We start from the raw sequence: 25,518 nt of genomic DNA, 5'->3' as shown, positions 1-25,518 counted from the left end.
CATAACCATGAATAAACCGCCTGTACTTGGAAACATTAGTCCTATTATTCCTGCTGGTGGCGATATGGAAAAAGCGATCGCTTTCTATGAACTACTTGGTTTTACAACAATCTATAAAGAAGGCGATCCGGTCACTATGGCAATTATCAAACGCGACTTTGCAGAAATTTTTCTGCAAAAAAATGACGATCAACACCTAGCGGAATGGACAACTTTTCGGATCAAAGTTGATGGTATTGAGCAACTTTATCAGGAATTTCAGGTACTAGGCGGACAAATTATTCATCCCAATGGTCAGCTGCAAACGAAACCTTGGGGAATGAAGGAGTTTGCGATTATTGATGTAGCTGGTGTGTGCATTACGTTTTTTGAGCCAGAAAACTAACATGACTACCCGCAGCAAATTAACCGCCATAGTTTTAGCCGGCGGTAAGAGTTCTCGGATGGGTCAGGATAAAGCCTTGATTCCCATTCAAGGAGTGCCGTTGTTGCAGCGAGTTTGTAGCATTGCTCAAAGCTGTGCTGATGTTGTTTATGTAGTAACTCCCTGGCCAGAACGCTATCAAGACTTGCTTTTGACTGGTTGTCAGTTTATCCGAGAAGTACCTTTATCTGGAGAATCTTTAGCCCACGGGCCTTTAGTAGGATTTGCTCAAGGGCTAGCTGAAGTAGAGACAGAATGGGTGCTGTTGCTAGCTTGCGATTTGCCGAGGTTGCGGGTTGAGGTGTTGCAAGATTGGATAACTAGACTCGATCGCGTGGGGGATAATGCGATCGCAGCTTTAGCTTATCATCCCAAAGGTTGGGAACCTCTGTGTGGTTTCTATCGCCGTCGCTGTCTGCCACAACTCCTAGAGTTTATCAACCAAGGCGGGCGATCGTTTCAGCAGTGGCTTCGGCAATATCCGGTAGAAGTTTTGCCCTTAGCAGAACCCGAAATGCTATTTAACTGTAATACACCAGAGGACTTGGCTTTAAATTGAGTTGAAAAGTAGGGACTTAATCGCGAACTGAACCTGCCGAAACTTTGGTAATAAAGTCATTTTTCGGACAATCGAACAGAATTCAGAAGCGGAGCCGGAGACGCTTTGCCTTTGGTCAGAATTCAGTTGGGTATTCTCTATGACTGCCAAATAGTGCAGCGTCAAGCCTTCTCTTTTCCCAAAAGGAAATGCACTCGCGTTCGAGAGGCTTCTCTTTCAGAGACGCTACGCACAGCGTCTTGATTCTGAATTCTAAATTCTGACTCCTGAATTCTTGCCTATTCAAAGTTTTAGCCCTAACGTGGAACTGCTAACTATATGTATTAATTAAGGATGCGAGGAGGAATCATGGGGCAGACACAGGAGCTAGGACAGATTATCATCCTGAATGGTGTCCCGCGATCGGGGAAGTCGAGCATTGTCGCAGTGATTCAGGAGACATTTGATGGTCTGTGGATGAATTTGGGTGTTGATAGATTTATGCAAATGACTCCCGCACGATACCTGCCTGGGATTGGTTTGCGGCCAGGGGGAGAACGCCAGGACATCGAACCCTTTGTTCCCATTCTGTACAGCGCCATGTATGAGTCTATCGCTGCCCACAGCCGCTTGGGTCTGAATGTCGTGGTTGATGTCGGACACCATGACGCCTACGCAATAAAGCGGGGTGTTCTGGCCGATAGTGCCCGACGTTTGAAGGGATTGCCGGTTTTGTTCGTAGGCGTTCACTGCCCCATCGAGATCGTTATGGAACGACGACAAAACACGGGGTGGAATGTGGGAAGTACAGCTGACTCTCCAATACCACATCCGGTTCAGTTATGGCAACGTGAAGTCCACATCCCTGGCATCTATGACCTGGAAGTGGATACTTCTTTGTTAAGCCCAGGTGCGTGTGCTGAGATGATACGCCAGTACCTCGCAGATAGTCCAACACCGTCGGCATTCCAACGACTCGCTACACACTATACCTAACCTGTAGTTATGACTGTGTTAACTATATTTGGTATAAATTTGTAAAGTGTGTGATTCTATCAGTTAAAAGTTAAAAGGGAAATTCAATCCCTTTTTACTAATTCTGCAAGAAGTCTACTTAACTCGACAGAATTTGCGATCGCTATCATTCTGAGGATATTGCCAAGAATAGGCAAAGTGGCTAACTCCCTTCAGTTGGGGGGCAAATTGGCGGAGTGCCTGCATTTGCACCTCTAGGGATGGACGATTACTAACAGATTTTCCCCACTGACCGGCTAAAGCTGGAATTATCTGTGTACCCGGTTTTGCCATACTCAAAACCCGTTGCACTTGCGACACGATACAACTGGCATTACCGCAATTCCCATAAGCCATAGGATGCCACTCTAATGTATTGGGGAAACGATCCCAAGGTTGCAAACGAGAATCATACCCTTGTCCAACAGTTTGGTTGCCATCAGGAAAAAACACCACTCCTGTAGAAACACCTTGCTGCTTTGCTGGGTAACTAGCGACGGTGACAAAATCTAGAATTCCTTGCATAGCGTGGGCAACGGCAAGCTGCCACAACTCCCATTGTAAAATTCTTTGTCTATCGGTTGCAGGCAGGATTGACTTTTGCGCTAGTGGGATGCGTCCTTGCCAAAGAGGTTCACCTTCTTGAGGATAAAGTTTATCAACTTCAGCTACATCTCCCCCAGTGACAAATCCCTTGCTTAAAAAGCGGCGAATCAAGTCCAGCCCTTTGTAATTCTGTGCCCGTTTAAATAAAGCTTCTTGGGTTGCGGGACTAAATAGCCATAAATCTGAAACTTTAGTGGCGATGGAATCACTTCCAGCTTGGCGAGGATAACGCACGTAATCCAATAGCAAGCCATCTGGACGACGGCGCAAAACTTGTTGTACCAATTTGTAGTAGTCGCGTTTTGCTTGCAGGTTGTAGGGGTCGATAAATAGTTGAGAGCCATTATCTACCACATATAAACTTGTTTGACCTTTGCCATTACGAGCGATCGCACCTTCTCTATCTGGGCGCTGGGCGTAAGTATAGCCGAAATTTGTGGTAAACATCCAAGCATATACCTTCAAACCACGTTGCCGACCTTTTTTTATTGCCGTGGCGAGTATATCAATGTTTTCTGCCCCTGGAGTGCGAATCACAGCAGGCCAAACTGTCGGGTTAGCTCTTGCTGGTAATAGTACCTGCCCATCGTAAAATACTTCTATATAAACTTGGTTATAGCCGCCATTAACAATCCGATCCATAACCCGATCGATTATTCCTGGCTGAATGTCACAAGGATACAAGCGTAACCAAAGGGCTTGGGTTTGCGGCCAAGTTCGAGAGCGACATTGCTTTAATTTCTGCGCCTGTTCTTGTATTATGCTTTGGTAGCGCGTTTGAGCATCTTGTTTGCCTTTGAGCGCTGACAAACGTAAGTTTTCTTTTTGTTGCGCCGCAGCTGATGATAACTGACAATACTCATTTACTTGCGCCCTTGCGGGTTCGCTTCCCAAGTTGGGGAGCAAAAAACTACTAGTAAAAACAACAGCAAATAAGCGTCGCCAAAATAATATCGATATTGCAACCTTCAAGGGACAGTTAGACATACCTACCAGTAGATGAACAAATTCAAAAGAGTTTCAGACAGGGATTTAAATTTCGACTGTAACTTGTTTACCACAGGGTAACTGAGAAAAGACAGAGTGGCTCTAACTCTGAGCTACCTGTTGACGTTCGGTCTTAAAGCCTTTAATTTGCGATAATCATCGATCCCAACTCAAATAATTGTGGGCAACGTGTATCGAATTATATAGTTAAATACTAAGGGTTTTAAAACCTATTTTTTTAAGACTCTCAAAGGTCTATTTCTGTTGCCGTATTTTTGTATAGCGGTTTCCAGTGTATGAGGTACATATTAAAACTTCACCCTCAATGTGAATGCATCGACTTGCATTGTGAATGCATTTATTCAAGTAAATGAGCTATAAAATGCAGAACTTACGCATCAGATAGAAAGAGTTTCTGCCTTCTGCCTCCTGCCTTCTGCCTCCTGCCTTCTGCCTCCTGCCTTCTGCCTTCTGACTTGACAAACAAAATAGTCAGGAATCAAAAGTTTTGACACCTGACTATTGATGATGGAGTAAGCAATAGTTAATAACTAACCGCCACGTTTCAACGCCGCCTCTACCTGTTGCAACTCTTTTTCTAGACGAGTTTTGAGTTTTTCGGGTACGGGACGATTTGGGTAAGAACTGTAATGTCCAGCCAGAGAATTGAGGGCTGTTCGTATGGTTGTAAACGAGCCAAGACCAGAAACAGAGTTAACCCGCTGGTAGCGAGCTGAAAAGTCATTAATTTTTTGACGCGCTTCTGCTTGAATTGCTGCCTTGTCTGGTGAATCTTGTGAAAGATCCAGAGCTTGTCTCATAATATTGACCACAGCTAAGGTGTCTTGACGATAATCCCCAGTCAAACTATCTGGACTGCCAGAACAACCCATTAAGCCGATAGCTACAACTAAAACCAGCGCAAGCAAACGCGACCAATAGCGCTTCATATGCATTAAGTAAAACAATACGTAAATCAACGTCCATCCTATCTTGGATTGGTAACTTGGGGATCAATTGAGTGAAGAGTGTGGAGTGGAGGGGAGGCAGAGGGGCAGGGGAGGCAGGGGAGGCAGGGGGAGAATAAAAATTACCTCTTTCCCCTCTTTCCCCTCTTCCCAATGCTCAATGCCCAATGCCCAATTCCTAACGACTAATAATTTTTTGATAAATAGTATCTCGTTGTTGATAAGGTCTTCCTAAAGAAGCGATCGCATTTTCCAAGGTTTCCACTTCCATACACGTACCGCCTAAAGCACCTGCCATTGTGGTAATGTGTTCCTCCATCAATGTGCCGCCGATATCGTTGCAACCCCAAGCTAAAGCTTCTGTCGCGCCTGCAAGCCCTAGTTTTACCCAACTCTGCTGATGGTTAGGAATCCAATTACCTAAGTAAATTCGCGCTACAGCCCCTAATAGCAGAGCATCACTTAAAACTGGTTGATCGCGTCCGACACGGCGACGTAAGGATTTAGGCGCTTCTTGACCAACGAAGGGTAATAAAATAAACTCTGTAATCCTGGCTGAATATCCCCGATTGATGGCGGTTTTTTGGAGCGATCGCAATTTTTCTAAATGCCCGATTTGCTGTTCGTGGGTTTCAATATGCCCAGATAACATGGTGCTGGTGGTATGCAAGCCTAATTTGTGAGCGGTGCTGATAATTTCTAGCCAAGTGGCTGTGTCAATCTTCTCTGGACACAATATCCGCCTAACTTCATCGTCTAATACTTCCGCTGCTGTTCCCGGCATTGAGCCAACACCAGCATCGCGCAAAGCAGTAATCACCTCAGCATATTCCAGTCCGTCAAGTCTGGCGATAAATTGCACTTCTTGAGGAGAGAAAGCATGGAGATGTATGTGGGGAAATTCCTGTTTAATGGTTTCTACGACTTTGAGGTAGTAAGGTAAAGATTTACCATTTATCTGCGCTTGTGGATTTAAACCGCCTTGCATACAGATTTCCGTCGCACCTCGTTGTACTGCATCTGTAGCTTTTTCCAAAATTTGCGCCGAATCTAACCAGTATGCATCGGCATCACCATCATCTCGACGGAATGCACAAAAACTACAGTGCTGCTCACAAATATTAGTAAAGTTAATATTACGGTTAATTATGTAGGTGACAGTATCGCCTGCTTGAGTGTGGCGAAGTGTATCGGATGTAGTACGTATTGCTGCGATCGCCTCTGGCTCTATTTGTTGTAACAATACCACTCCCTCTTCGGGGGATAAGTCGTATCCCATCAAAGCACGTTCCAGAATTGTTTCAAACGCAATTTTTGTCAGCATTACTTTCTTAATTTCTCGGTAAATCTTAATTTTATGAGCTTGTAAATAATAAAATTCTACTTAATAAATATACTAATTTATTGAAAATCCCAAATTTGAACAGAAGTTTTACCTTGAAAGCTGTTAAAAGAGCTTATTTTATCCCATAACACTACTTTTTATAGTTGATAAAACCCATTAATAAAAAAATAGTTGTGGTTCAACCACAACTATTTTAATAGATTAATCTACATCTTTGGATTAGCAGGAATCTTTAGTACAATTCTGATATTACTAATTTGTCCTTGCTTGTGGTTTTCGTCGATGTTGTATTAACAATCCAATCGCCATACCAATACCGACAAAGGCTGTAAAGTAAAATAAACCAATCAATCGGATGTAAATTGGTGGTGCGATCGCTTCAACTTCAACTTCCTGCGCTACCTTCACTGGTGTAAATTGACGGCTAGATCCTGATAAAGGAGTTGCTTCCACCTCGATTTTGTGGGGTGAACCATCGAAAAATTGTTCAAGCCATGTTAACTTACCTTGTTCGTCGGGAATACCTTTATAGTCAAAGACTGTTAAATTGTGTTCTGTGGCGATCGCTTTTATTTGCAAAGCTACATCTGTTACAGGCTGTCCGGTTGCAGCATCTTTCACTTGTAACGCTAAATTCGCAAGTTTTCCGACAGTTGCGTTTTTATCTCCCTCTAGATTGATTTCTAATCCCTGAGATTTTTGAGATGATGGTGCAATAGCTTCGGTACTAGTTGAATGATGTCCGCTGCCATGAGCTTCCGCAACTTCTGCACTAATGTTGATAACTATTAGAGTTATTATAGCCACTACAGTTAATGCACTTAATAAAAGGCGGACTGACTGTGGTGCAATTTCTCCTTGTTGTAGTTCTTCTTGTCCGCCAATAATCCAACCACCCAATAATCCAAGTGATAGTAAAATAGCTGCAATTACAGCAAAATATTTATATTTGATGGGATTTTCGTGGACATTAAAATTGAAACTTTGTTCATAAGCAGCAAAAGTGTTTGCTACTAAAGGTGACACTTTAACTAATAGCTGGTAATTACCACGGATCGGTAACATCTGCTGAATTTCTAGCTTCCCATCAGGTGCATTGGCATTCATTTCCAACAATTTTGTCCCCTCAACAATGGGAAAATCTGTTGTTAACCAAGGATTACGCGGTGGTGTCAGAATTTGTAAATTAATTTTGGCATTTGTTAAAGATTTACCCGCAGCATCAACAGCTTGTAAAGTCAAAGTAACAGGAGATTGTGGTTTTTCTGCTTCTGCTTCAAAGGGGAGAATACGTTCTAAAGGTGGGTTGGTAGAAAGTAGGACTCTGGAGGTAGGAACTTGGGAATTTCCCACAAAGGAATAAAGAACTGACAAAACAATGCAAACAGCGCTGATAACTCCAAAAAGTCGATATTTTTTCATACAAACTTACGGTAAATGTGAAGCTTATGTAATTTCTGCAAGTTAAGCTTTCATAGCAGTGGATGAAAGTTACTCCCGATTATTACTAAGTAAAAAAATCCCAGTCAAAGAATTAGTCAGAAATCAGACATCATCTTAAATCAGTTAAGGTGATGTAGAGATGATAAACAAAGCATCTCTACAAAACCTAAAAGTTATTTCCCAGCAAAAAAATGGCGCGAAATTTGCACTATTTTAGCGTCGTAACTTTGTTATGTGATGTAGCAAAGCTTCATGCACCTAAATAAAATCTTGTGATTATGATAATTTAGTGACATGCAACGCCTAATGTGTGGTGACGCGCTGAGTGTGCTGTGTTATGAACCGCAGGATAGGTAGAGAATAAAACAGTCCAGATAACTAAAGAAGATAGGAGCATATAAAGCGTTACCTGAACAGGTTTGGATAAGGTAATACCTGCGGTCTTCTGCAATAGTGAAATATGAGAAAAACTAGTCATTTTTGACCTCCTAATAATAAATTTGGGTAATTCATCAATCCAAGGGCATAACGCCACTTGATTGCAAAAAGATATACCATCAACTTTGTATTTGACAAGTGTGTATCAGATGTATTATGTAATTCGACTTTAGTGAATACTATACTATCCTTTGACATCGAGCGATCGCGATGCAGAAATCTACACATAAAGTCCATACAAATAACAAAAGAATGACACATGATTTTGAGTGACGGCATTTTCAGCGTTGCTAACACGAAGGTAACAGATAAAAATTAAAAATTAAAAGTTCTTACATTGCCAAGCATTCAAAAATCCTTGAATAAAGGTAACTGATGTTATCTCTAAACCAATTCAATACACTAAAGACTAGCAATAGTTTCTTGCTTGTGTCTATATTCAAGATGCTATTATACTCATTGTTTATACTGTAAGTATTGCTGAAGCAATAAGCATATCAGGAATATGTATGAAATAGCTAGGTTTGTGTAAAAGTTATTTATACATAACTAAGCGTATAAATACAGTTAAAATCACGAAAATATTGCGATAGTTTTTAGAGTTCGATCTAGATTTAACAACTTAACTGACAATTTAGAAGGACTGAAAAATTATTGACAATAATTATTAATTCCTCTAATATTTAAAAGCAATTGCAAATCTTTTGCAATTCTTTTTTAGCGCTTAACTGTAACTAAAATGTCATGCCCAACAACTTCGCTCTAGGTAACGGAAAACCTTGGAGCCGCCGTCAATTATTGCAGCTGGGCCTAGCAGGTGCTGGAATAACTGGTGCAGCTGGACTTTGGCAAATGCTAAATCTACCAAGTAAGTCAATCGTTAAAGTGCCACCATTCGATAGGTCAGCACCAGACGATGTTACTAACCCAATGAAGATGTTGAGAGATTTTGATTATGGGACAGTGAAGCAAGAAAATGGGCGGACTATCCGAGAATTTCAGTTAACTGCTGGTTCTTCCATCATAAAACTCAATAGTGCTGTCTCTTACAACATCTGGGATTTAAACGGTCGCATACCAGGGCCAACGCTACGGGCAAAACAGGGCGATCGCATCCGGGTACTATTTCTCAACAACGCTGGACATTCTCACTCTTTACATTTTCATGGCGTTCATCCAGCAGAAATGGATGGTGTTCGCCCAATCAGCAATGGTAATGCCACAATCTACGAATTTGATGCTGAACCTTATGGCGTTCATTTATACCACTGCCATATTGAACCAGTGACCCGTCACATTGCCAAGGGACTATACGGAATGTTTATCATCGATCCACCAACTCCCCGTCCCCCAGCTGATGAAATCGTACTAGTGATGGGTGGATATGACGTGAATGATGATAGCCATAACGATTATTACGCCTTCAACGGTCTGCCCCACTATTACATGCATAACCCGATTCACATTTACAAAGATCAGTTGATTCGGCTGTATGTCCTCAACATCATTGAATACGATCCAGCAGTGACGTTTCATCTCCACGCCAACTTTTTTGATGTCTATCGCTACGGCATGACTATGACTGCTAGTGAGAAAGCAGATGTGATTACGATGGGTATCGCAGAAAGGCACATCTTAGAATTTGCTTTTCGTTATCCAGGTAAGTATATGTTCCATCCTCATCAGGATGCGATCGCAGAAAACGGTTGCATGGGTCAATTTGAAGTACTTGCTGATAGTAACTCTCAAAATAATGTTAAACATTCCTGACAATATTCTTAGTAACTTGTAATTAATTTCTTAAAATTTTCGCAAACTAGTTGATAAAAAATCTCATTATATGCAACAGTAAAATCTATGACAATCTGTCAAACTAATTACTTTCTAGTAATAGTTTGAAATGTTTCAATTAATACCTTTTTAGTTGTGCGAGGAGCAAAGATGATAAAACTTCGTTATATATGTTTAGCAGCAGCAGCAGCGGTAATAGTTACCTTGAGTTCTTGTAGTAATACCCCAACCGCAGAAAATCCATCACCACCAGTTGCTAGCACTCCAGCTACAGAGGCAGTAAGTAATAACAGTCATAGTGGTCACGGTAGCAAAGAAAAAATTAACATTAATAGCGCTATATTGTCAGAATTAGATAAGTTTGAAGCCAAACTAGGTGTTCCAGCTTTATCTAACAAAATCCAGGCAGGTCGTCCTTATGGGAAACCAGAAGATTTAGTTACTAAAAAAATAATTACTCAAGAACAGTTCGACCAAATTAAAGACCAGGTTGGCGTTCAAGAAGTAGTACTCACAGGTGAGGCAAAAGATGTTGATTATATGTCTAAATTAGGCTTAATGAAAGGGCATCTTTTGGTAGCCAAAGAACTGCTAGATCAGAATCAGCCGAAACAGGCAGAACCTCATATTGGGCATCCAGTTGAGGAGATTTACGTTGATGTGGAAGATCAACTTAATGAACGCAAAGTCAAAGAATTTAAGACAACTTTGGTGAGTTTGCAAGATTTAGTGAAATCTAGTCCGAAAGATAGCAAAGTTAAAACTAATTTTACTTCTTCAATGCAAGCAGTTGATGGAGCGATCGCAGCTTTGCCAGCAGATCAACGCTCAAAACCAGGATTTGCGCTCCAAGTAATTAACGAACTACTAGATTCGGCTAACTCCGAATATGGTGCGGCGATCGCAAATGGTAAAGTAACCGCGCCAATTGAGTATCAAGACTCCCGTGGTTTTGTCTTTTACGCCAATGAATTATACAAAGGAATTTCTAGTCAAGTAGCTCAAGCAGATCCCGAAGCACACAAAGCGATCGACACTAGTTTTGCTGAACTAATAAAAGTTTGGCCCGCCGCCATCCCACCAGCAAAAGCAGTAAAAATTCCTAATGATGTTACCAAACTGGTGAAAACCATTGAGGAAAACTCTCAAAAAGTGGTTGACAAATCCAATACCCAAGCACAGCGATAACACTTTAATTTAATGGGAAGTATAGGTTAAGGAGTTTAAAATAGTTAGGAGTTAGGAGTTAAGAGTTATGAATTATGAATTATGAGTTATGAATCCCAAATTACTAACTCCTAACTTCCAACTCCTCACTTCTAACTCCTAACTAATTACACTCCCTTCGTTACTTTAACTAACAACTGATGCAAGAACTTGACCAGAAAAAGACTATTGACCTGCTGAACGCCATCATGGAATTTGAACTAGCAGGAGTAGTGCGCTACACACATTATTCTTTGATGGTAACTGGCCCTAACCGGATTCCAATTGTGGCATTTTTCAAAGCACAGGCAAGTGAATCTTTACTTCATGCCGAACAAGTGGGAGAAATTCTTACCGGTTTAGATGGGCATCCCTCCCTGAAAATCGCCCCAATGGAAGAAACCTACCAGCATAAAGTCAAGGATATCTTGGAAGAAAGTTTATCCCATGAAAAAAAGGCATTGGATCTGTATAAAAAATTGCTCGAAACTGTCACCAATGCCAGCATTTACCTTGAAGAATTCGCTCGCGGTATGATTGGACAAGAAGAGATGCATAATCTCGAACTGAAAAAGATGCTACGCGATTTTGGTTCATAGTCATTAGTCATTAGTCCTTAGTCATTAGTCCTTAGTCATTAGTCACTTGTACTGAGCGAAGTCGAAGTATTGGTCATTAGTCAAAAAGAAATTCAAAGGACAAAGGATTAATGACAAAGGACAAAGGACTAATGACAAAAGACAAAAGACAAAGGACAAAAGATGAATTTTAGTACTGCTCTACCTACTTTTGTAATAACACTTCGAGAAGGAGTGGAAGCTGCCCTTGTTGTTGGTATTGTGCTAGCTTTGCTAAAAAAAGCTAAACAATCTCGACTCAATTCATGGGTATATGCTGGTGTCGGGGTTGGCATTGTCGTCAGTGCCTTAATAGGTGTGCTATTCAGTTGGATAATTCAAGTACTGGGAGCCGCGAATCCTCAATACACCACCGTTGTTGAACCAGCGCTAGAAGGTGTGTTTAGTGTATTAGCGATCGCAATGCTCAGTTGGATGCTAATCTGGATGACTAAACAAGCCAGATTCATGAAAGCTACAGTTGAGGGAGCAGTAACAGAAGCGCTGACACAAAACTCAAATGCTGGCTGGGGTGTTTTTACTTTAATTTTAATTGCCGTTGTCCGCGAAGGCTTTGAAACTGTTCTCTTCGTTGCAGCTAATTTTCAACAGGGATTAATGCCAGCCTTGGGCGCTATTGCTGGTTTGGTAGCCGCATCTGCCATTGGGGTGCTGCTATTTAAATGGGGTGTCAAAATTAACATCCGCCAGTTTTTCCAGGTAATGGGCATTTTATTAGTGTTGATTGTCGCTGGGTTAGTAGTTTCAGCGTTGAAACATTTTGACGAAGCTGTGGCTAATCTTGCCCTTAGCAGTCGCGCCACAGAAGGACTTTGTTTCTATTACGAACGTTTTACAAAAGTCCACTCCTGTATTTTGGGGCCTATGGTTTCCAATACTTCCACAATCTTACCTGACGAACAGTTTCCTGGGATTATTCTCAAATCTTTATTTGGCTATAGAGATAATCTCTATCTTGTGCAAGCAGTGGGATATGTGGTATTTTTACTCACCATTGGAGGGCTGTATTTCCGCAGCCTTGGGGGTGCTTCTCTTGAAGGTAAAAAGAGTGTCCCTTTTGGTCAAAAACCAATTAGTTCTGCAAAAGATTAAAAGCACAGTCAGTTACCTCGTTTGCAGTCTTCCTTATTCCCAGTCATAGACTGGGAATCGGCTTTGCGATCGCGCTACGCTAATGTCGATTCAGAAATAATTGTCTTAGTTAAAGTCACTGTAATTGAATACAAATGTTTTCAAGTAATACCGATTTGAAAAAATAATGCAACAAATCAACTATTTGTAGAGACGCGATGAATCGCGTCTTTAGCCAAGGATGTGTTGCAATAATTAATTGAATTGGTATATCAAAAAAGTAAATGAGCAAAATTTTTATATTAAATTTCTTACTGTTACTTTCTCAAATACCCAATCAAGAAACAAAATTTTTAGATTTAAAAAATCAACTAGAAAAGAAAGGGTTTCAGGTAATCATTGCACTACCACCAAAGCGAGGAGCTTATGGTTTACTAAGAGAAGCTGACAAAAAAATCTGGATTAATCCTGTAGTGTTTGAGTTACATATTGGTATTCAAACACTAATCCATGAAACTGTTCATGCAGCCCAGGTATGTGCCGGAAAAGGAAAAATAAAAACTTTAGGTTTAGACATTCAACCAAGCAATTATGCTCGACCATTTTTTAGACGCTATACCGATGTCAAACGACAAGATTTAGAAAAAGAAGCCTATGCAGTGCAAACTCAACCTAACAGTTTTGAATTAGCTATATCTCTTCTTCAACAACACTGTAAATAGTTAGTTTGACAGATGCAAAAGCTGAAGTGCCCTGATTTAACTGTTTTGTAATACAAAGTCTTGTTGAGTAATAATATTGAGTGCAAAGAATGCTTGAAAACACGAATTTATTAATAATTTTTTAGTTCCCAAATAACAATAAAGATGCTTTGTAGCAGTTTCAAAGTAATTTGAATGTTGAATTAATCATAGTAATTGTCAAATTCATCTTATTTTACTATCGGGTACACGTATTTGTAAGACGGTTTTGAAAACTAGGTTCTCTAGTATTAACTTGGCAGTTCTTTTTTCCAACTTCCCTGCTGTTTTTAATAACTCCTATAAAAATTCTCTCTTGTTGTAACTCAAATCGGCAAATAGCGTCATCAGAAGTGATGAAACTCGGTTCAAAGTTCTCATAAACACTAAAAATTTTACTATTTGGACATTCTACTCGCTCAACAAGATTAATATGATTACCTAGAGCTAATTGTACGAGAAACACAAAAAGAATGAAACAGCCAAAAAATCCTGCTACTAGAATACTAAAAAATTTTAGCAAGTCTTCTTTGAACAAAAAACTATTGATAAATAGCAATAAAGGTGTGATATAAAAATATAATGTGGTAATTTTGTTAAATAGGTCAAACTCAAAAATAATTTTACTTGACCAATTTAAATCCCAGTTAAAAATGAGTAGTATTAGACTAATTATAATAACAACTAAATTGTCTGAAGGTCTATCAAGTCTACTTATCAAGAACAAACGAACCCATCGGCAAAAGTTTTTGAGAAGTTTAGCAATCTGCATTTTTTAATACTGATATCTATAAGTAAATAATACTCCTTAATATAGAACTCAGATTTGATTTTTGAAAACATACTGACGCTGAAAAGCTTGTTTTATCAGGGTTTTATCTAAAATCACCTCCGATAAATGCATCCTTGATTGACTTTTCTCCCAGTATTGAGCTACTAAGTGGGCTGTGGTGCAAATAACGCTTGCTTAAGCTGCTGACAAGCCTTTTCTATTGCATCTATACTACCTGGATTTACCAAACCAAAATAATCAAACACATAAACTCGGTTATTTTTAGTTGCTTGTAGTTGCTGCCAAAAATTTTCCTTTTTCAAAGAATCTAAAAGCGTCGCTTCCGAATTTCCTTGTGGAGGATTAACTAAAATTATCACCTCTGGATTTGCTTCTAAAACTTTCTCAGCCGAAAGTGTCACATAGCCACCGATTGGACTTTTTCCTTGTAAATCTGCTGCTATATTTTTCGCCTGGAATTTCGCCAGCAAATCTCCTGCCCAACTGTTTTTATTTGGCGCTAAAATTGGTTGACGACTAACCAGCGCTAAAGTAGACGGACTCTGAGTTGGCTTATCTGGTAAGAAAGTTTTATAACGATTTAACAAAGGCTGAGGATCGGCATTAATTAACTCAGCGAGCTTTTTAGTAAGTCCTTCCAAAGATTCCCAGCTATTCACCTTAGTGAGCAAAGTTTGAATACCAAGCTGCTGAATTTTTTGAATTGGGATGTTAGAAAAACCTTCAGCACCAATAACTAAATCTGGTTTTAACGCTACTATTTTCTCTAAATTTGGTGGACTTTGACCTTCGCTAACGCGGGGAATATCCTTGAATATTGAGTCATTCTTAAATAATTTACTACCAGTGATTCCGACAACTTTTGTTTGATCGAGTCGAGAGAGAATGTCAGCAGAAAGTGAAGAAAGAGCAACAACTCTTTTTGCTGAACCTTTTAGTAATTGCTGAGAGTTTGTGTTAGTCGCCTCAGTGGTATTTTCCACTTTGGTTTGTGGTTGCTGAGTAGTTACAGTGGTGCAAGCAACTAAAACTATACTCAACAAAATTGCAAAAGCAGATAGCTGCCAACGACGATGCATATTAAAATTCCTTATATGACTTAACGGGTGACAACATAGCTATATCGCCTGCTGAATAAGGTATAGAGCATGAAAACCATGTTGAAGATAGAGTCGTTTTTGAGGCTTGACCGTCATCTCGCCATCTATTATTAATGTAATTTTTCCAATCCCCAGTTGAACTTATTTCGTCTCCATCCAATTTTCACCAACACGCGCCTCCACAAGCAAAGGAACACTCAACTGCACTGCATTTTCCATCACCGATTTAATTTGTAGTTGTAATTCTTCCCACTCATTAGGGGGAATTTCAAACACTAATTCATCGTGAACTTGCAACAACAAACGCGCCTGATAGTTCTTCAAAACCTCATGCAATCTCACCATTGCAATTTTGATAATATCAGCGTTAGAACCTTGAATTGGTGCATTAGCCGCGGAGCGTAATAAACCTGCATCAAAAGCACCCAAATTCTTTAATTTACTCAGCTCGATATCTTCTGGGTTGCTGCCTTTTAATTTGCGTAAACTGTTATTAGTAAAGTCAAAATAGCGACGGCGACCGAAAATAGTTTCTACATAACCAAGAGCGATCGCTTCTTTTTTCACTCGTTCCAAATATGCAAATACTTTCGGATATCGTTCATTAAACCGCTTAATGAACTCGTTGGCAATGGTCTTATCTATCCCAGTTGAGCGTGAAAACCTGAGAGAACCCATTCCATAAATCACGCCAAAATTGATAGTTTTTGCTATTCCTCGTTCTTCTGATGTGATATTTTCTTTTTCAAAAACTAACCGCGCTGTCACAGTATGAACATCATCATTTTGCTGATATGCTTGCACCAATATCGGCTCTTGACTCAAATGAGCCAAAATCCGCAATTCAATTTGTGAGTAATCAGCAGCCACCATTAACCAACCAGGTTCAGGCAAAAACGCCTTCCGAATTTGGCGACTAAAAGCTGTACGAATGGGAATATTTTGCAAATTTGGATTAGAAGAAGATAACCTACCAGTTGATGTTGCTGCTTGGTTAAAATCAGTATGCACTCGCTGGGTATCTGGACGCACTAATGCAGGTAATGCATCAACATAAGTAGACTTTAATTTAGATAGGGTGCGATACTCAACGATCGCTTCAACAAATCCAGTTTTATCATCTTCTTGAAGTCTTTCCAGTGTTGCTGCATCTGTAGAGTAGCCCGTTTGAATTTTACGAGAATGTTTGGTGCTTAACCCCAATTTTTCAAACAGAATTTGGCTCAATTGCTTAGGAGAACCCAAGTTAAAGTTTTCCCCAGCTATTTCAGTTGCTTCCTGTTTTAATCTGGCTAACTCAGTTTCTAAATGCTGTGAAAGTTCTTGTAAATAAGCTGAATTAATCCGAACACCTGTGTATTCCATTTCGGCTAAAACTGCTTCTAGTGGCTGTTCCACTTCCAAAAATAGTTTAGATAAAGCTGGAATTTTATCCAGATCCTCACGCAGTTTCGACACTAAACCAAAGGTAGAATAAGCATCCATCCCACAGTAATCTGCGACGGCGGAAATATCTATATCAGCGATAGTTTTGCCTTTAGGAACTAAATCTAAGTAACTTTTAGCCATCAATCCCAAACATCGCTGCGACAAATCCATCAAGTTATGGCTAGAATCTGGATTTAGAATGTAACTTGCCAGCATGGGATCAAACACTACTCCCGCCAAGTTAATTCCTTGGCTCCTAAGAACTAAGCGGTCAAATTTAGCATTTTGTAAAGCTTTGGGATAATCGGCACTTTCGAGAATTGGGCGTAATGCTTCTGATACCAAATCTTTATTTAAATTTTCCCCAGTTTTGTGCCCCAAAGGAATATAGGCTACTTCATCTGCTTGCATTCCCCAACAGCAACCAATTCCTACTAATTCAGCATCTCTTGGTTCTAAATCGGTGGTTTCAGTGTCCCAAGCAACGGGTGTTTCTGGATTAGTGAATTTTTGCAAAACTTTCACTAACTCAGTTAGTTTGACTTCGGTGTTGATGATACGTGGTGTAATTGGGGAAGTAGATTGTTGTGGAACTGCGGCTGTATCGCTAGCACTAAAAAACCACAAATCATTATCTTCATCAGCGCTGAATTCTGAATTAGTAAAATTGGAATTACTTACATTTGTTTTGATTTCTTGTTTTTCTTCAATTTGACCACCAAAACGTTGCTGAAGGTCGTTGATTCTACCTAAAAAAGACTTAAATTCTAATTTTTCTAAAATTGGTGATAAGACGTTTGTATCAAAGCCTTTTAATTTGCAATTTTCTAAATCAAATTTTATAGGAACATCTAAAACTATGGTTGCCAAATAGCGAGACTTCTCGGCATCTTCTTTACCGACTGCGAGTTTTTTCTGAGTTGCTCCTTTAATTTCATCTAACGCAGCATAAACATTCTCAAGTGAACCATAGGTATTCAGCAGCTGCACTGCTGTTTTTTCGCCAATTCCCTTGACACCAGGAATATTATCTGATTTATCACCACAAAGAGCTTTAAAATCAACAATTTGTGAAGGTAAAACGCCCATCTTCTCTTTGACTTGTTCTGCTTTAAATTCCGTGATGCTATTTGTAGAGCGCTTTAGGGCATCTGGACTAAAATTCAGAACAGTGATTTCTTTGTCAGAGTCGATGAGTTGAAATAAATCGCGATCGCCAGTCAGAATCTTCACTTTATATCCAGCCGCAGTGACTCGCTGTGCTAAGGTTCCCAAAACATCATCAGCCTCAAAACCAGGGGCAGTGAAAAAGGGTAGATTGAAGCCATTCAGCAACTCATGCAGGTTTGCTAAGTCGGGAATGAAATCTTCTGGCGTTTCCGGGCGATCGGCTTTATAAGTATCGTCCGCTTCGTGGCGAAAAGTCGCCTCAGCCAAATCAAAAGCGATCGCCATTGCTTGAGGCTGTTGTGTTGCCATTACCTCCAACAGGCACTTCACAAAACCAAAACATATACTGGTGGGAATCCCCGTTTTGGTACGCAGTCCTCCATCTCGCCCTTTGGCGAAAGCAAAGTATGAACGATAAGCCAAGGAGTGTCCATCTACGAGGATGAACGTGGGGCGTGTTGCGGTTGCAGAAGTAAAAGTTTCAGACATAGCCCTATTTTAGCCAGAAGCTTTGTCACATAGTTAGCAATTTCAAAGCTTTGGCTATCTTTATTGTTATTCCTTGATGTCAAGAAGCGGGTAAGCCCTCAGTTAACTGGTATCTTAAATTAAAGAACTTGAGTCAGACAACTAATTTATAGGTAGATAAGCCACCTTCGCAAGCAATCAGGTCATCAAAATAAGAGTGCTGAAATCAGTTATGTATCAATCGATCGAGTAGCAATTTATCGATAAGTTGGCGATCGCGAATGCAGTTATCTTTACGATCCGAACCAGATACAGATTGGAAAACGCTCACAATTTACATAGGAGGCACATGAGTACAATCACGACTAAGGATGGTACGCAAATCTATTACAAGGACTGGGGCAGAGGACAGCCTATTGTCTTCAGCCACGGCTGGCCACTGAGCGCGGATGCTTGGGAATCGCAGATGTTTTTTCTCGCCTCACACGGCTACCGCTGCATCGCGCACGATCGTCGCGGTCATGGTCGGTCGAGCCAACCGTGGCATGGTAATGACATGGATACCTATGCTGACGATCTAGCGGAGCTTTTCGAGGCGCTGGATATTAAGGATGCGGTGACGATCGGACACTCTACCGGCGGTGGTGAAGTGGCGCGTTTCATTGGACGGCACGGCACCAAGCGCGTTTCCAAGGCAGTGCTGATGGGCGCGGTGCCGCCACTCATGCTCAAGACGGAGGCGAATCCGGGTGGGCTACCCATTGAGGTCTTTGATGGCTTTCGGGCGGCGTTGTTGGCTGACCGATCGCAATTCTTCCTAGATGTACCCAGTGGGCCATTCTTTGGCTTCAATCGACCCGGTGCCAAAGTCTCCCAAGGGCTAATCTATTCGTGGTGGATGCAGGGGATGATGGCTGGACATAAAAACACCTATGACTGCATTAAGGCGTTTTCGGAAACAGATTTCACCGAGGATTTGAAGAAGTTTGATGTGCCGACGTTGATTATTCATGGTGATGACGATCAGATCGTGCCGATTGGTGCTTCTGCCCTCCTGTCTGCAAAGCTCGTCAAGAATTCGACTTTGAAGATATATCCTGGGGGAGCGCACGCTCTGGGCGATACGAGCAAGGAACAGATCAACGCCGACCTGCTGGAATTTATCAAATCCTGATGTGGGCAAGGATGTGAGACATCACTGTTAAAAATCTCAATGGGTGCATCTAAAGGCATCGGGGCCGCGATCGCTAAACATCTGGTAGCTGAAGGTGCAAGCGTTGTAGTGATGATTTCCACAATCATTGCACTTCCCTCAATAGCCAGAAAGTTTTTAACTTTGAGTGTGAGAATCTGATAAAAGCAAACTATCTCCAAGGAGTTTTGCGCTGATGGAAACAGCAGATGTCATTGTCATTGGCAGTGGTCAAGGAGGCATTCCACTGGCGGCTGATTTTGCCAATGAGGGACGTAAGGTTGTCTTGTTTGAGCGGGATGCTTTAGGTGGCAGTTGCATCAACTATGGCTGCACTCCGTCTAAAGCGTTCTTAGCAGCGGCTCATGCAGCAGGGCGATCGCGCCAAGCTAAGAAGTTAGGCATCCACACGGAAGTAGAAGTGGATTTTCCCGCTGTCATGGAGCGAGTTCGGGGAATCCGCAGCAGCTTTAATCAAGGGATTCGCCAGCGATTGGAGACTGCGGGTGTCAAAGTCATTTGTGCCGAAGCTGCTTTTGTGGGTGAACGGACGGTCAAAGGTGGGGATGTTACCCTTCAGGCTCCTCTGGTAATCATTAACACGGGTACATCATCGCTGATTCCTGACATTCCCGGACTTGCAGGAACTCCTTACCTGACCAATCGCAACTTCTTTGACTTGAACACCTTACCACCCCGTTTATTGGTGATTGGAGGCGGCTATATTGGCTTGGAATTGGGACAAGGACTAGCGCGTTTAGGCAGTCAGACCCACTTAATTGTCCGGGGCGATCGCGTCCTCGGACAGGAAGAGTCTGATGTCAGCGAGGTCTTAGCAGAAGCATTCAAGCAGGATGGGATTGCGCTCCACTTTGGCGTCAATGTGAATCACGTCGCCCACGAGAATAATGTGTTTCAGCTGACCCTGAGCAATGGCGAACAACTCCAGGGAGAAGCGTTGCTGGTTGCGATTGGACGGAAACCGAATACAAGTGCATTAAATACAGCCGCCAGCAAAATTGAGCTAGACGATCGAGGATTTATTAAAATTGATGACCAGTTCCATACTACCTGTTCTGGAGTCTATGCCATCGGAGATGCTGCCAAACAGCCTGCCTTTACCCATGTGTCGTGGGAGGACTATCGCCGCTTAAAAGCAATTTTGTGTGGAGAAAACCGGACACGGAGCGATCGCGTTCTTGGCTATGCGGTCTACACAGAACCCCAGGTGGGGCGAGTGGGTATGACCTTAGAACAGGCTCAGAAACAAGGCATCAACGCGCGTGCTGTCACGTTACCTATGAGCCAAATTGCGCGCGCGATCGAGTGGGGGCATGACCTCGGATTTTATCGCATGGCGATCGACAGCGACACAGACAAAATTCTGGGAGCAACCCTGGTGGGCTACGAAACTGCTGAACTGGTGCATGTTTTTTTATCCCTGATAGAAGCAGGAGCGACCTGGCAGTTGTTAGAGCGATCGGTTCACATCCATCCCACCTATGGTGAAGCTTTACCCAGTCTGGCACGGTTGCTGCTTGGAGATAATATGCCAGGGTGTCCGAATATGTGAAGAGGTTTTATTGATGTACAACGTCAGTTGGCATTAATAAGTAGATGCCTAAGCCAGGAAGACATCCTCCTGACTCGGCTACAAAACTGTTCTCTGTTTCCATTGCTCATTTACCCCTGGTACTAATGAGCTTTTTTGTGCTTTTTATACACCTTAACGTCTACATATTTGCACCTTTAGTACGGAAGCCAAGTAGAACCAACTTTTGGCAGGTATACCAGTCCAATTAAGTACGTGAGTATAAGCATAGTAAACAGATAGTAACTAGATCCCTAACTTATTACCAAAAGTCGGGGATCTATCTCCTGAGCCTTTTATGTTTAATTAGGTTGACCTAGCTTACATCTCAGGAACCAACAAAAACTAGCTTAATATTTCGACATCAGATTACCACTATCAAAACTACTTTATTTTAACAAAACTTTATATATAGCCTTGAAAAAGTATATTTGTCGAAGGAATTTAAACATAATAACTTTACATAAAGTTACGTGTATTTATCAAGACTACAAGCAAAGTTTCAGAGTTAGAAATAGGTTAGTAATTCCGTAATCATTCTGTTCAGAAAGGCATCTTTTATCCATGACAACAAAACTATTCAACACTCTAGCTGCTGCTACAACCTTGGCAGGAATTGTTGCAACATCTGGAGCAGCTAATGCAGCTTCTCTCTCCTACAGTAGTTCCACTAATTACGATTTCACAAATATCATTGATGCACCTCTGAGCGTCCAAAAATTTGACTCATCTTTGGGCACACTCAAGGGTGTAACGATAAGTTTTACTGGCGACTTACTTGGAAATGCAGGTTTTGAAAACAGGAGTCCAACCGCGACTCAGGTGACAGTAAATCTTGCTAGTCAACTCAGTTTAAAACTAAATAATCAGTCTCTATTTGCGCTCAATCCACAAGATATATCGAGTTATCAAGCTGCTAAATATGACGGTAAAACTGATTATAGTGGCACCTCTGGAAAGACTATTTCTAATTTAACTGCCACACAATCTGCTACTCAGTCTTTCACCAATACCCAATTCTTGCAGTCTTTCACTGGTAATGGCGACATAGACTTTTTATTCTCAGCTTTAGCCAACTCAGTAGTTACGGGTTCGGGCAACATGAGATCCTATATTGATACTTATGCCAAAGCAGGTATCAAAGTAACTTATGATTACGATGAGGTGAAAGCAGTACCTGAATCATCTGCCACACTAGGAATTGGTTTAATTGCTGGGCTTTGTTTGTTGTCACAACGCAAAAAAAGCTGGATCGAGATGTTTAATAAATAGACTTTCTTGAAGAGGTAGTCTTTCTTCTATCCTATTTATCAAGCAGACTCTCTAATTTAAATTAAAAAACCCGATTCTCGAAAAAATCGGGTTTTTTATTGTGCCTATTAGGCTGAATTTTTAATAAGATTTAAAAACTTCTATTCTTGGCGATCGCTATAAACAATTATTGATATGAAGTGGTTGATTAGAGAACCCAATTTTTTATATGACTCCCCACTGATCGCCAGAGCCTGTTAACCTCTTACTGGAACTTAAAATTTAGGAAATTATGCAGAAAGCATCTACCGATCGTCAGGCTGCTGCAAAAGACATTAAACTACTAGTTTTGGATATAGATGGCACGATCGCTGGACACTCTAACACTATCAGCGAACCTGTAAAGCAAGCAATCTTTGCAGCGCAAGCACGAGGAATTCAAGTAGCGATTGCTACAGGTCGAATGTATCGTTCAGCCTTGCGCTTCCACCAAGATATCGGCTCTACCCTACCATTAATGGCCTATCAAGGAGCCTGGATTCAAGACCCGATCGCTCAAAAAATTCATCGCCATTGGGTTGTTTCTAGAGAAATCGCCCACCAGTTACTCGACTATTTTGAAAAGCCTGAGTTGCGATCGCTTCTATCTGTTCACTTTTACATCAACGATCAACTATACGTCCGTGAGTTAACCAGAGAAACCAAAATTTATGCAGAACGTTCTGGTATTACTGCGATTCCTGTGGGTGATTTGCGTCAAGCCTTAACGAATGAACCGACAAAAATTCTTGCTTTATCTGATGACACTGACGTAATCGATAAGTTATTAGGAAATTTGCGCCGCCAATACACACCCGCTGAACTTTATATGACAACCTCTGTTGCTACCTTTTTTGAAGCAACTAACGCTTCTGTAAATAAGGGAACTGCTGTACGTTACCTAGCCGAAGAATTGCTGGGATTACAATTAGCCAACGTTATGGCGATTGGTGATAACTTCAATGATGTGGAAATGCTGGAGTATGCCGGACTTGGTGTAGCTATGGGCAACGCACCAGCAGGAGTGCAAGCGATCGCTAATTGGGTAGCTCCTAGCGTAGAGGAACATGGGGCAGCAGTAGCAATTGAAAAGTTTTTGCTGTAGTAAAGGCACTTTTTCAAATTTAACCCATACAAATCAGAAAGGACACCGACGACTGGCCGTGTTTCGTCTCGGTGCCCCTGCTGGTTCGCTCCTCACACACCTGCTAATGTATCCGAGGTGGTGCATTGAGTCAATAGCTATATAAAAAGTTTTTATTTTTACTTAAGCGACATTACCGATTTATAACTCCAAAGGCGCAAAAACCCCGAGATTTTCCTCTAGAACAAATTTTAATACTGACTGAGTAGCCATGAGCAATCCGAGTCTAGCTTGAGCCAGTTCTGGTGACGTAATTTTGATCTCACCCCAAATCCGACAATTAGACCAAAACTTTTCAAAAGCTTGGCTCAAATTCAGCGCTACTTTTTCCCATTTCACAGAATCGCTAACATCAGGGCACTCTATGTTGTCTACCACTTGTATTAATTCGTCAATTAGGCGACGCTCATCTGGGTGATTGAGTTGTAGTGTTCCGTCGCAATTAAGCCAAGGTAGAGGGTTAGGAAAAATAACATCCCAAAAAGCTGGACTAGTATTTGGAACTGGTTCTCTAAGTTTAATCAACCCCTCTCGATCAGCCAGCAGCACTAACGAACAGCAGCGTGCATGAGCATATTCAACAGCAAAGAATGAATTGGGCATTGGAGATTGGGAAAGAGGAGGCAGAAGGCAGAAGTTCTTTAATTTTGAATTTTGAATTTTGAATTTTGAATTGATTTCTCCCTCATCTCCCCCTGCTCCCTGCTCCCTGCCCCCCATCTCCTCCTCTTCCCCTAAACTCCCAACTACGAGACTTTGTAACCAATTCGCTAAGGTTGAGTGAGTTAATTCAAAATTTATCCAACCAGGGGGAACTATTTGGATGCTAAAAACGTCCTCACAAATCCCTGATAAATCTGAAGCGATCGCATCAGCAAGCTCCATCGCTTTTCGATTCTGAGATTTTGATAGTCGCAGAGACACACTTGAGGTATAGAAAACTCTATTGTCATCTCTACCTTTATATAGAGGAATTTTTTCGTCTTTTATGCATTCCCTTTCTTTTTTATAAGTATCAATGCTTATCGATTTTATTAGATAACTATATAATAGCTGTTTGATTGACGTATATTTGCTAACTGGTAATTTATAATGCACGTAATATTATTTAAATAGTCATGTAAGATATATTTGCTACATTTCTGTCATCTGTCTTGCGGTATAAATTTAATTTAGATGAAGAAAAATGAGAAGAGGATAAAATTTGATGAATAATCGATGAATAGTAAGTAAACTTTACTACCACCATTGTACAGTAGGAAGTATAACAAAAGAGTAGAGAGTAATTTGCTTTCTATTCTTTGGATTGGCTGGCGCTGTTAGGCGTTAAGCCTGCCTCGTCAACACAAAGACACTCCTTGCACCCTTTTATTTACGTCTTTGTCTTCAGCCGAACGCTCTTTGTTACCTATGCAATCTCCATCCTCCTTTTCTGAGGCATCACGGCCTTTTTTGACTTGGCAACGCATTCTTGACTGGGCTCAAGAACACTATCGTTGCCGCACCTTTAGCAAAGATGAGCGCATTCCAGCCCGACCTGGATTGCTGTATTTGGTGCAAAGGGGTGCGATCCGCATGGTAGGAACCGCCCAAGTTAGTGCGACTGCTAGTCAGCTAACGTCTCGACGAATCAACAGAACTCCAGAAGAAGCGTTCTTGGGTTTTGTGGGAGCGGGACAGCCATTTGAAATTGTTGCTCAATCACCATTCACACTCCAGGCTTACGCCCATGTCGATCAAACTGCGGTGCTGTGGATGTACTGGCATGATTTAGACAATTGGCCTCACTTCCGTCGCGAAGTTATGGATGCCTTTAGGTATCAGCACCAGCGTAAGCTGCTGTGGCTGAGTGCCTTGGGACAACGCCGCACAATTGACCGACTCTTAGGATTTCTCACATTGTTAATTGAGGAATATGGAGAGCCAGCAATGAGTGACACCGATCCTGATGTGATTCGCGGTTATTGTCTGCCCTTTCCCCTCACTCATGCCCAAATTGGTAGCGCGATTGGTTCGACTCGTGTCACCGTCACCCGCTTGATGGGTAAGCTACGTCAACGTGGTTTAATCTTGACTCAAGGGGATAATCTCATTTGCTTGCCAGCAGAGTCGATTAATAGAGCTGGTTAAGGT

General features: G+C 41.4%; 24 protein-coding genes. 15 read left to right on the top strand and 9 right to left on the bottom strand.

Annotated elements, in window-relative coordinates; translation table 11 throughout:
* Positions 1-7 precede the first annotated feature (7 nt).
* From RM049_RS04860 to RM049_RS04850, 3 genes are all read left to right on the top strand, one after another.
* Complete coding sequence (locus RM049_RS04860; protein ID WP_322703373.1) at positions 8-385, top strand: VOC family protein; 378 nt, start codon at positions 8-10, stop codon at positions 383-385.
* A 1-nt stretch (position 386) separates the two neighbouring features.
* Positions 387-983, top strand: a complete 597-nt coding sequence (locus RM049_RS04855) for a molybdenum cofactor guanylyltransferase (RefSeq protein WP_322703372.1) — start codon at positions 387-389, stop codon at positions 981-983.
* Positions 984-1,316: 333 nt separating this feature from the next.
* Positions 1,317-1,958: a chloramphenicol phosphotransferase CPT family protein gene (locus RM049_RS04850; RefSeq protein ID WP_322703371.1), complete on the top strand. Its 642-nt coding sequence runs from the start codon at positions 1,317-1,319 to the stop codon at positions 1,956-1,958.
* Between the two features lie 114 nt (positions 1,959-2,072).
* On the opposite strand, the gene RM049_RS04845 is transcribed toward RM049_RS04850, so the two are convergent.
* The 5 genes from RM049_RS04845 to RM049_RS04825 all read right to left on the bottom strand — a co-directional run bounded on the left by RM049_RS04845 (position 2,073) and on the right by RM049_RS04825 (position 7,803).
* On the bottom strand, positions 2,073-3,569 hold the full coding sequence (locus RM049_RS04845; protein ID WP_322703370.1) for a family 10 glycosylhydrolase: 1,497 nt from the start codon (positions 3,567-3,569) through the stop codon (positions 2,073-2,075).
* Positions 3,570-4,120: 551 nt separating this feature from the next.
* The gene (gene psb27 / locus RM049_RS04840) at positions 4,121-4,525 is read right to left on the bottom strand and encodes a photosystem II protein Psb27 (protein ID WP_322692746.1); all 405 of its coding nucleotides are present in this window, start codon (positions 4,523-4,525) and stop codon (positions 4,121-4,123) included.
* A 190-nt stretch (positions 4,526-4,715) separates the two neighbouring features.
* Positions 4,716-5,861 carry a 7,8-didemethyl-8-hydroxy-5-deazariboflavin synthase subunit CofH gene (gene cofH / locus RM049_RS04835; protein ID WP_322703369.1) on the bottom strand — a complete coding sequence of 382 codons (1,146 nt, stop codon included), beginning with the start codon at positions 5,859-5,861 and terminating at the stop codon, positions 4,716-4,718.
* A 273-nt stretch (positions 5,862-6,134) separates the two neighbouring features.
* Positions 6,135-7,304, bottom strand: a complete 1,170-nt coding sequence (locus tag RM049_RS04830; protein ID WP_322703368.1) for a hypothetical protein — start codon at positions 7,302-7,304, stop codon at positions 6,135-6,137.
* A 307-nt stretch (positions 7,305-7,611) separates the two neighbouring features.
* Positions 7,612-7,803, bottom strand: a complete 192-nt coding sequence (locus RM049_RS04825) for a CbtB domain-containing protein (RefSeq protein ID WP_322670735.1) — start codon at positions 7,801-7,803, stop codon at positions 7,612-7,614.
* Positions 7,804-8,507: 704 nt separating this feature from the next.
* Here RM049_RS04825 and RM049_RS04820 point away from each other — a divergent pair.
* From RM049_RS04820 to RM049_RS04795, 6 genes are all read left to right on the top strand, one after another.
* Entirely contained in the window at positions 8,508-9,533 is a 1,026-nt protein-coding gene (locus RM049_RS04820; RefSeq protein ID WP_322703367.1) for a multicopper oxidase domain-containing protein, read from the top strand.
* Between the two features lie 171 nt (positions 9,534-9,704).
* Complete coding sequence (locus RM049_RS04815) at positions 9,705-10,742, top strand: helix-hairpin-helix domain-containing protein (RefSeq protein WP_322685297.1); 1,038 nt, start codon at positions 9,705-9,707, stop codon at positions 10,740-10,742.
* Between the two features lie 179 nt (positions 10,743-10,921).
* On the top strand, positions 10,922-11,359 hold the full coding sequence (locus RM049_RS04810) for a ferritin-like domain-containing protein (RefSeq protein WP_322670732.1): 438 nt from the start codon (positions 10,922-10,924) through the stop codon (positions 11,357-11,359).
* Positions 11,360-11,521: 162 nt separating this feature from the next.
* Positions 11,522-12,490 (top strand): FTR1 family protein, encoded by a 969-nt coding sequence (locus RM049_RS04805; protein WP_322703366.1) that lies wholly within the window; start codon positions 11,522-11,524, stop codon positions 12,488-12,490.
* Between the two features lie 21 nt (positions 12,491-12,511).
* Complete coding sequence (locus RM049_RS04800; protein ID WP_322703365.1) at positions 12,512-12,649, top strand: hypothetical protein; 138 nt, start codon at positions 12,512-12,514, stop codon at positions 12,647-12,649.
* 104 nt (positions 12,650-12,753) lie between these two features.
* On the top strand, positions 12,754-13,191 hold the full coding sequence (locus tag RM049_RS04795) for a hypothetical protein (RefSeq protein ID WP_322670730.1): 438 nt from the start codon (positions 12,754-12,756) through the stop codon (positions 13,189-13,191).
* A gap of 217 nt (positions 13,192-13,408) precedes the next feature.
* Here RM049_RS04795 and RM049_RS04790 read toward each other — a convergent pair whose 3' ends face one another.
* The 3 genes from RM049_RS04790 to polA form a co-directional block, all read right to left on the bottom strand.
* Positions 13,409-13,981, bottom strand: a complete 573-nt coding sequence (locus RM049_RS04790) for a hypothetical protein (protein ID WP_322703364.1) — start codon at positions 13,979-13,981, stop codon at positions 13,409-13,411.
* A 164-nt stretch (positions 13,982-14,145) separates the two neighbouring features.
* Entirely contained in the window at positions 14,146-15,081 is a 936-nt protein-coding gene (locus RM049_RS04785; protein ID WP_322703363.1) for an ABC transporter substrate-binding protein, read from the bottom strand.
* 162 nt (positions 15,082-15,243) lie between these two features.
* Positions 15,244-18,189, bottom strand: a complete 2,946-nt coding sequence (polA, locus tag RM049_RS04780; RefSeq protein WP_322703362.1) for a DNA polymerase I — start codon at positions 18,187-18,189, stop codon at positions 15,244-15,246.
* A 328-nt stretch (positions 18,190-18,517) separates the two neighbouring features.
* Here polA and RM049_RS04775 point away from each other — a divergent pair, with 328 nt between their 5' ends.
* The 5 genes from RM049_RS04775 to RM049_RS04755 all read left to right on the top strand — a co-directional run bounded on the left by RM049_RS04775 (position 18,518) and on the right by RM049_RS04755 (position 23,346).
* Positions 18,518-19,342 carry an alpha/beta hydrolase gene (locus tag RM049_RS04775; RefSeq protein WP_322703361.1) on the top strand — a complete coding sequence of 275 codons (825 nt, stop codon included), beginning with the start codon at positions 18,518-18,520 and terminating at the stop codon, positions 19,340-19,342.
* Positions 19,343-19,381: 39 nt separating this feature from the next.
* Positions 19,382-19,522 carry a hypothetical protein gene (locus tag RM049_RS04770; RefSeq protein ID WP_322703360.1) on the top strand — a complete coding sequence of 47 codons (141 nt, stop codon included), beginning with the start codon at positions 19,382-19,384 and terminating at the stop codon, positions 19,520-19,522.
* Between the two features lie 34 nt (positions 19,523-19,556).
* Positions 19,557-20,933, top strand: coding sequence for a dihydrolipoyl dehydrogenase family protein (locus RM049_RS04765; protein ID WP_322703359.1), 1,377 nt, complete (start codon positions 19,557-19,559; stop codon positions 20,931-20,933).
* A 582-nt stretch (positions 20,934-21,515) separates the two neighbouring features.
* Entirely contained in the window at positions 21,516-22,223 is a 708-nt protein-coding gene (locus RM049_RS04760) for a choice-of-anchor E domain-containing protein (protein WP_322703358.1), read from the top strand.
* A 271-nt stretch (positions 22,224-22,494) separates the two neighbouring features.
* Positions 22,495-23,346, top strand: a complete 852-nt coding sequence (locus RM049_RS04755) for a Cof-type HAD-IIB family hydrolase (protein ID WP_322685307.1) — start codon at positions 22,495-22,497, stop codon at positions 23,344-23,346.
* Between the two features lie 180 nt (positions 23,347-23,526).
* Here the strand turns inward: RM049_RS04755 and RM049_RS04750 are convergent, their stop codons facing one another.
* Positions 23,527-24,270: a DALR anticodon-binding domain-containing protein gene (locus tag RM049_RS04750; protein WP_416212614.1), complete on the bottom strand. Its 744-nt coding sequence runs from the start codon at positions 24,268-24,270 to the stop codon at positions 23,527-23,529.
* Positions 24,271-24,795: 525 nt separating this feature from the next.
* Here RM049_RS04750 and RM049_RS04745 point away from each other — a divergent pair.
* Positions 24,796-25,515, top strand: a complete 720-nt coding sequence (locus RM049_RS04745) for a Crp/Fnr family transcriptional regulator (protein ID WP_012412419.1) — start codon at positions 24,796-24,798, stop codon at positions 25,513-25,515.
* Positions 25,516-25,518: the final 3 nt, after the last annotated feature.

It is taken from the genome of Nostoc sp. DedQUE04 (genome assembly GCF_034530995.1).
Taxonomy (GTDB): Bacteria; Cyanobacteriota; Cyanobacteriia; order Cyanobacteriales; family Nostocaceae; genus Nostoc.
The sequence above is the reverse complement of the archived record's forward strand: the minus strand, read 5'-3'. Positions and strand labels throughout refer to the sequence as shown.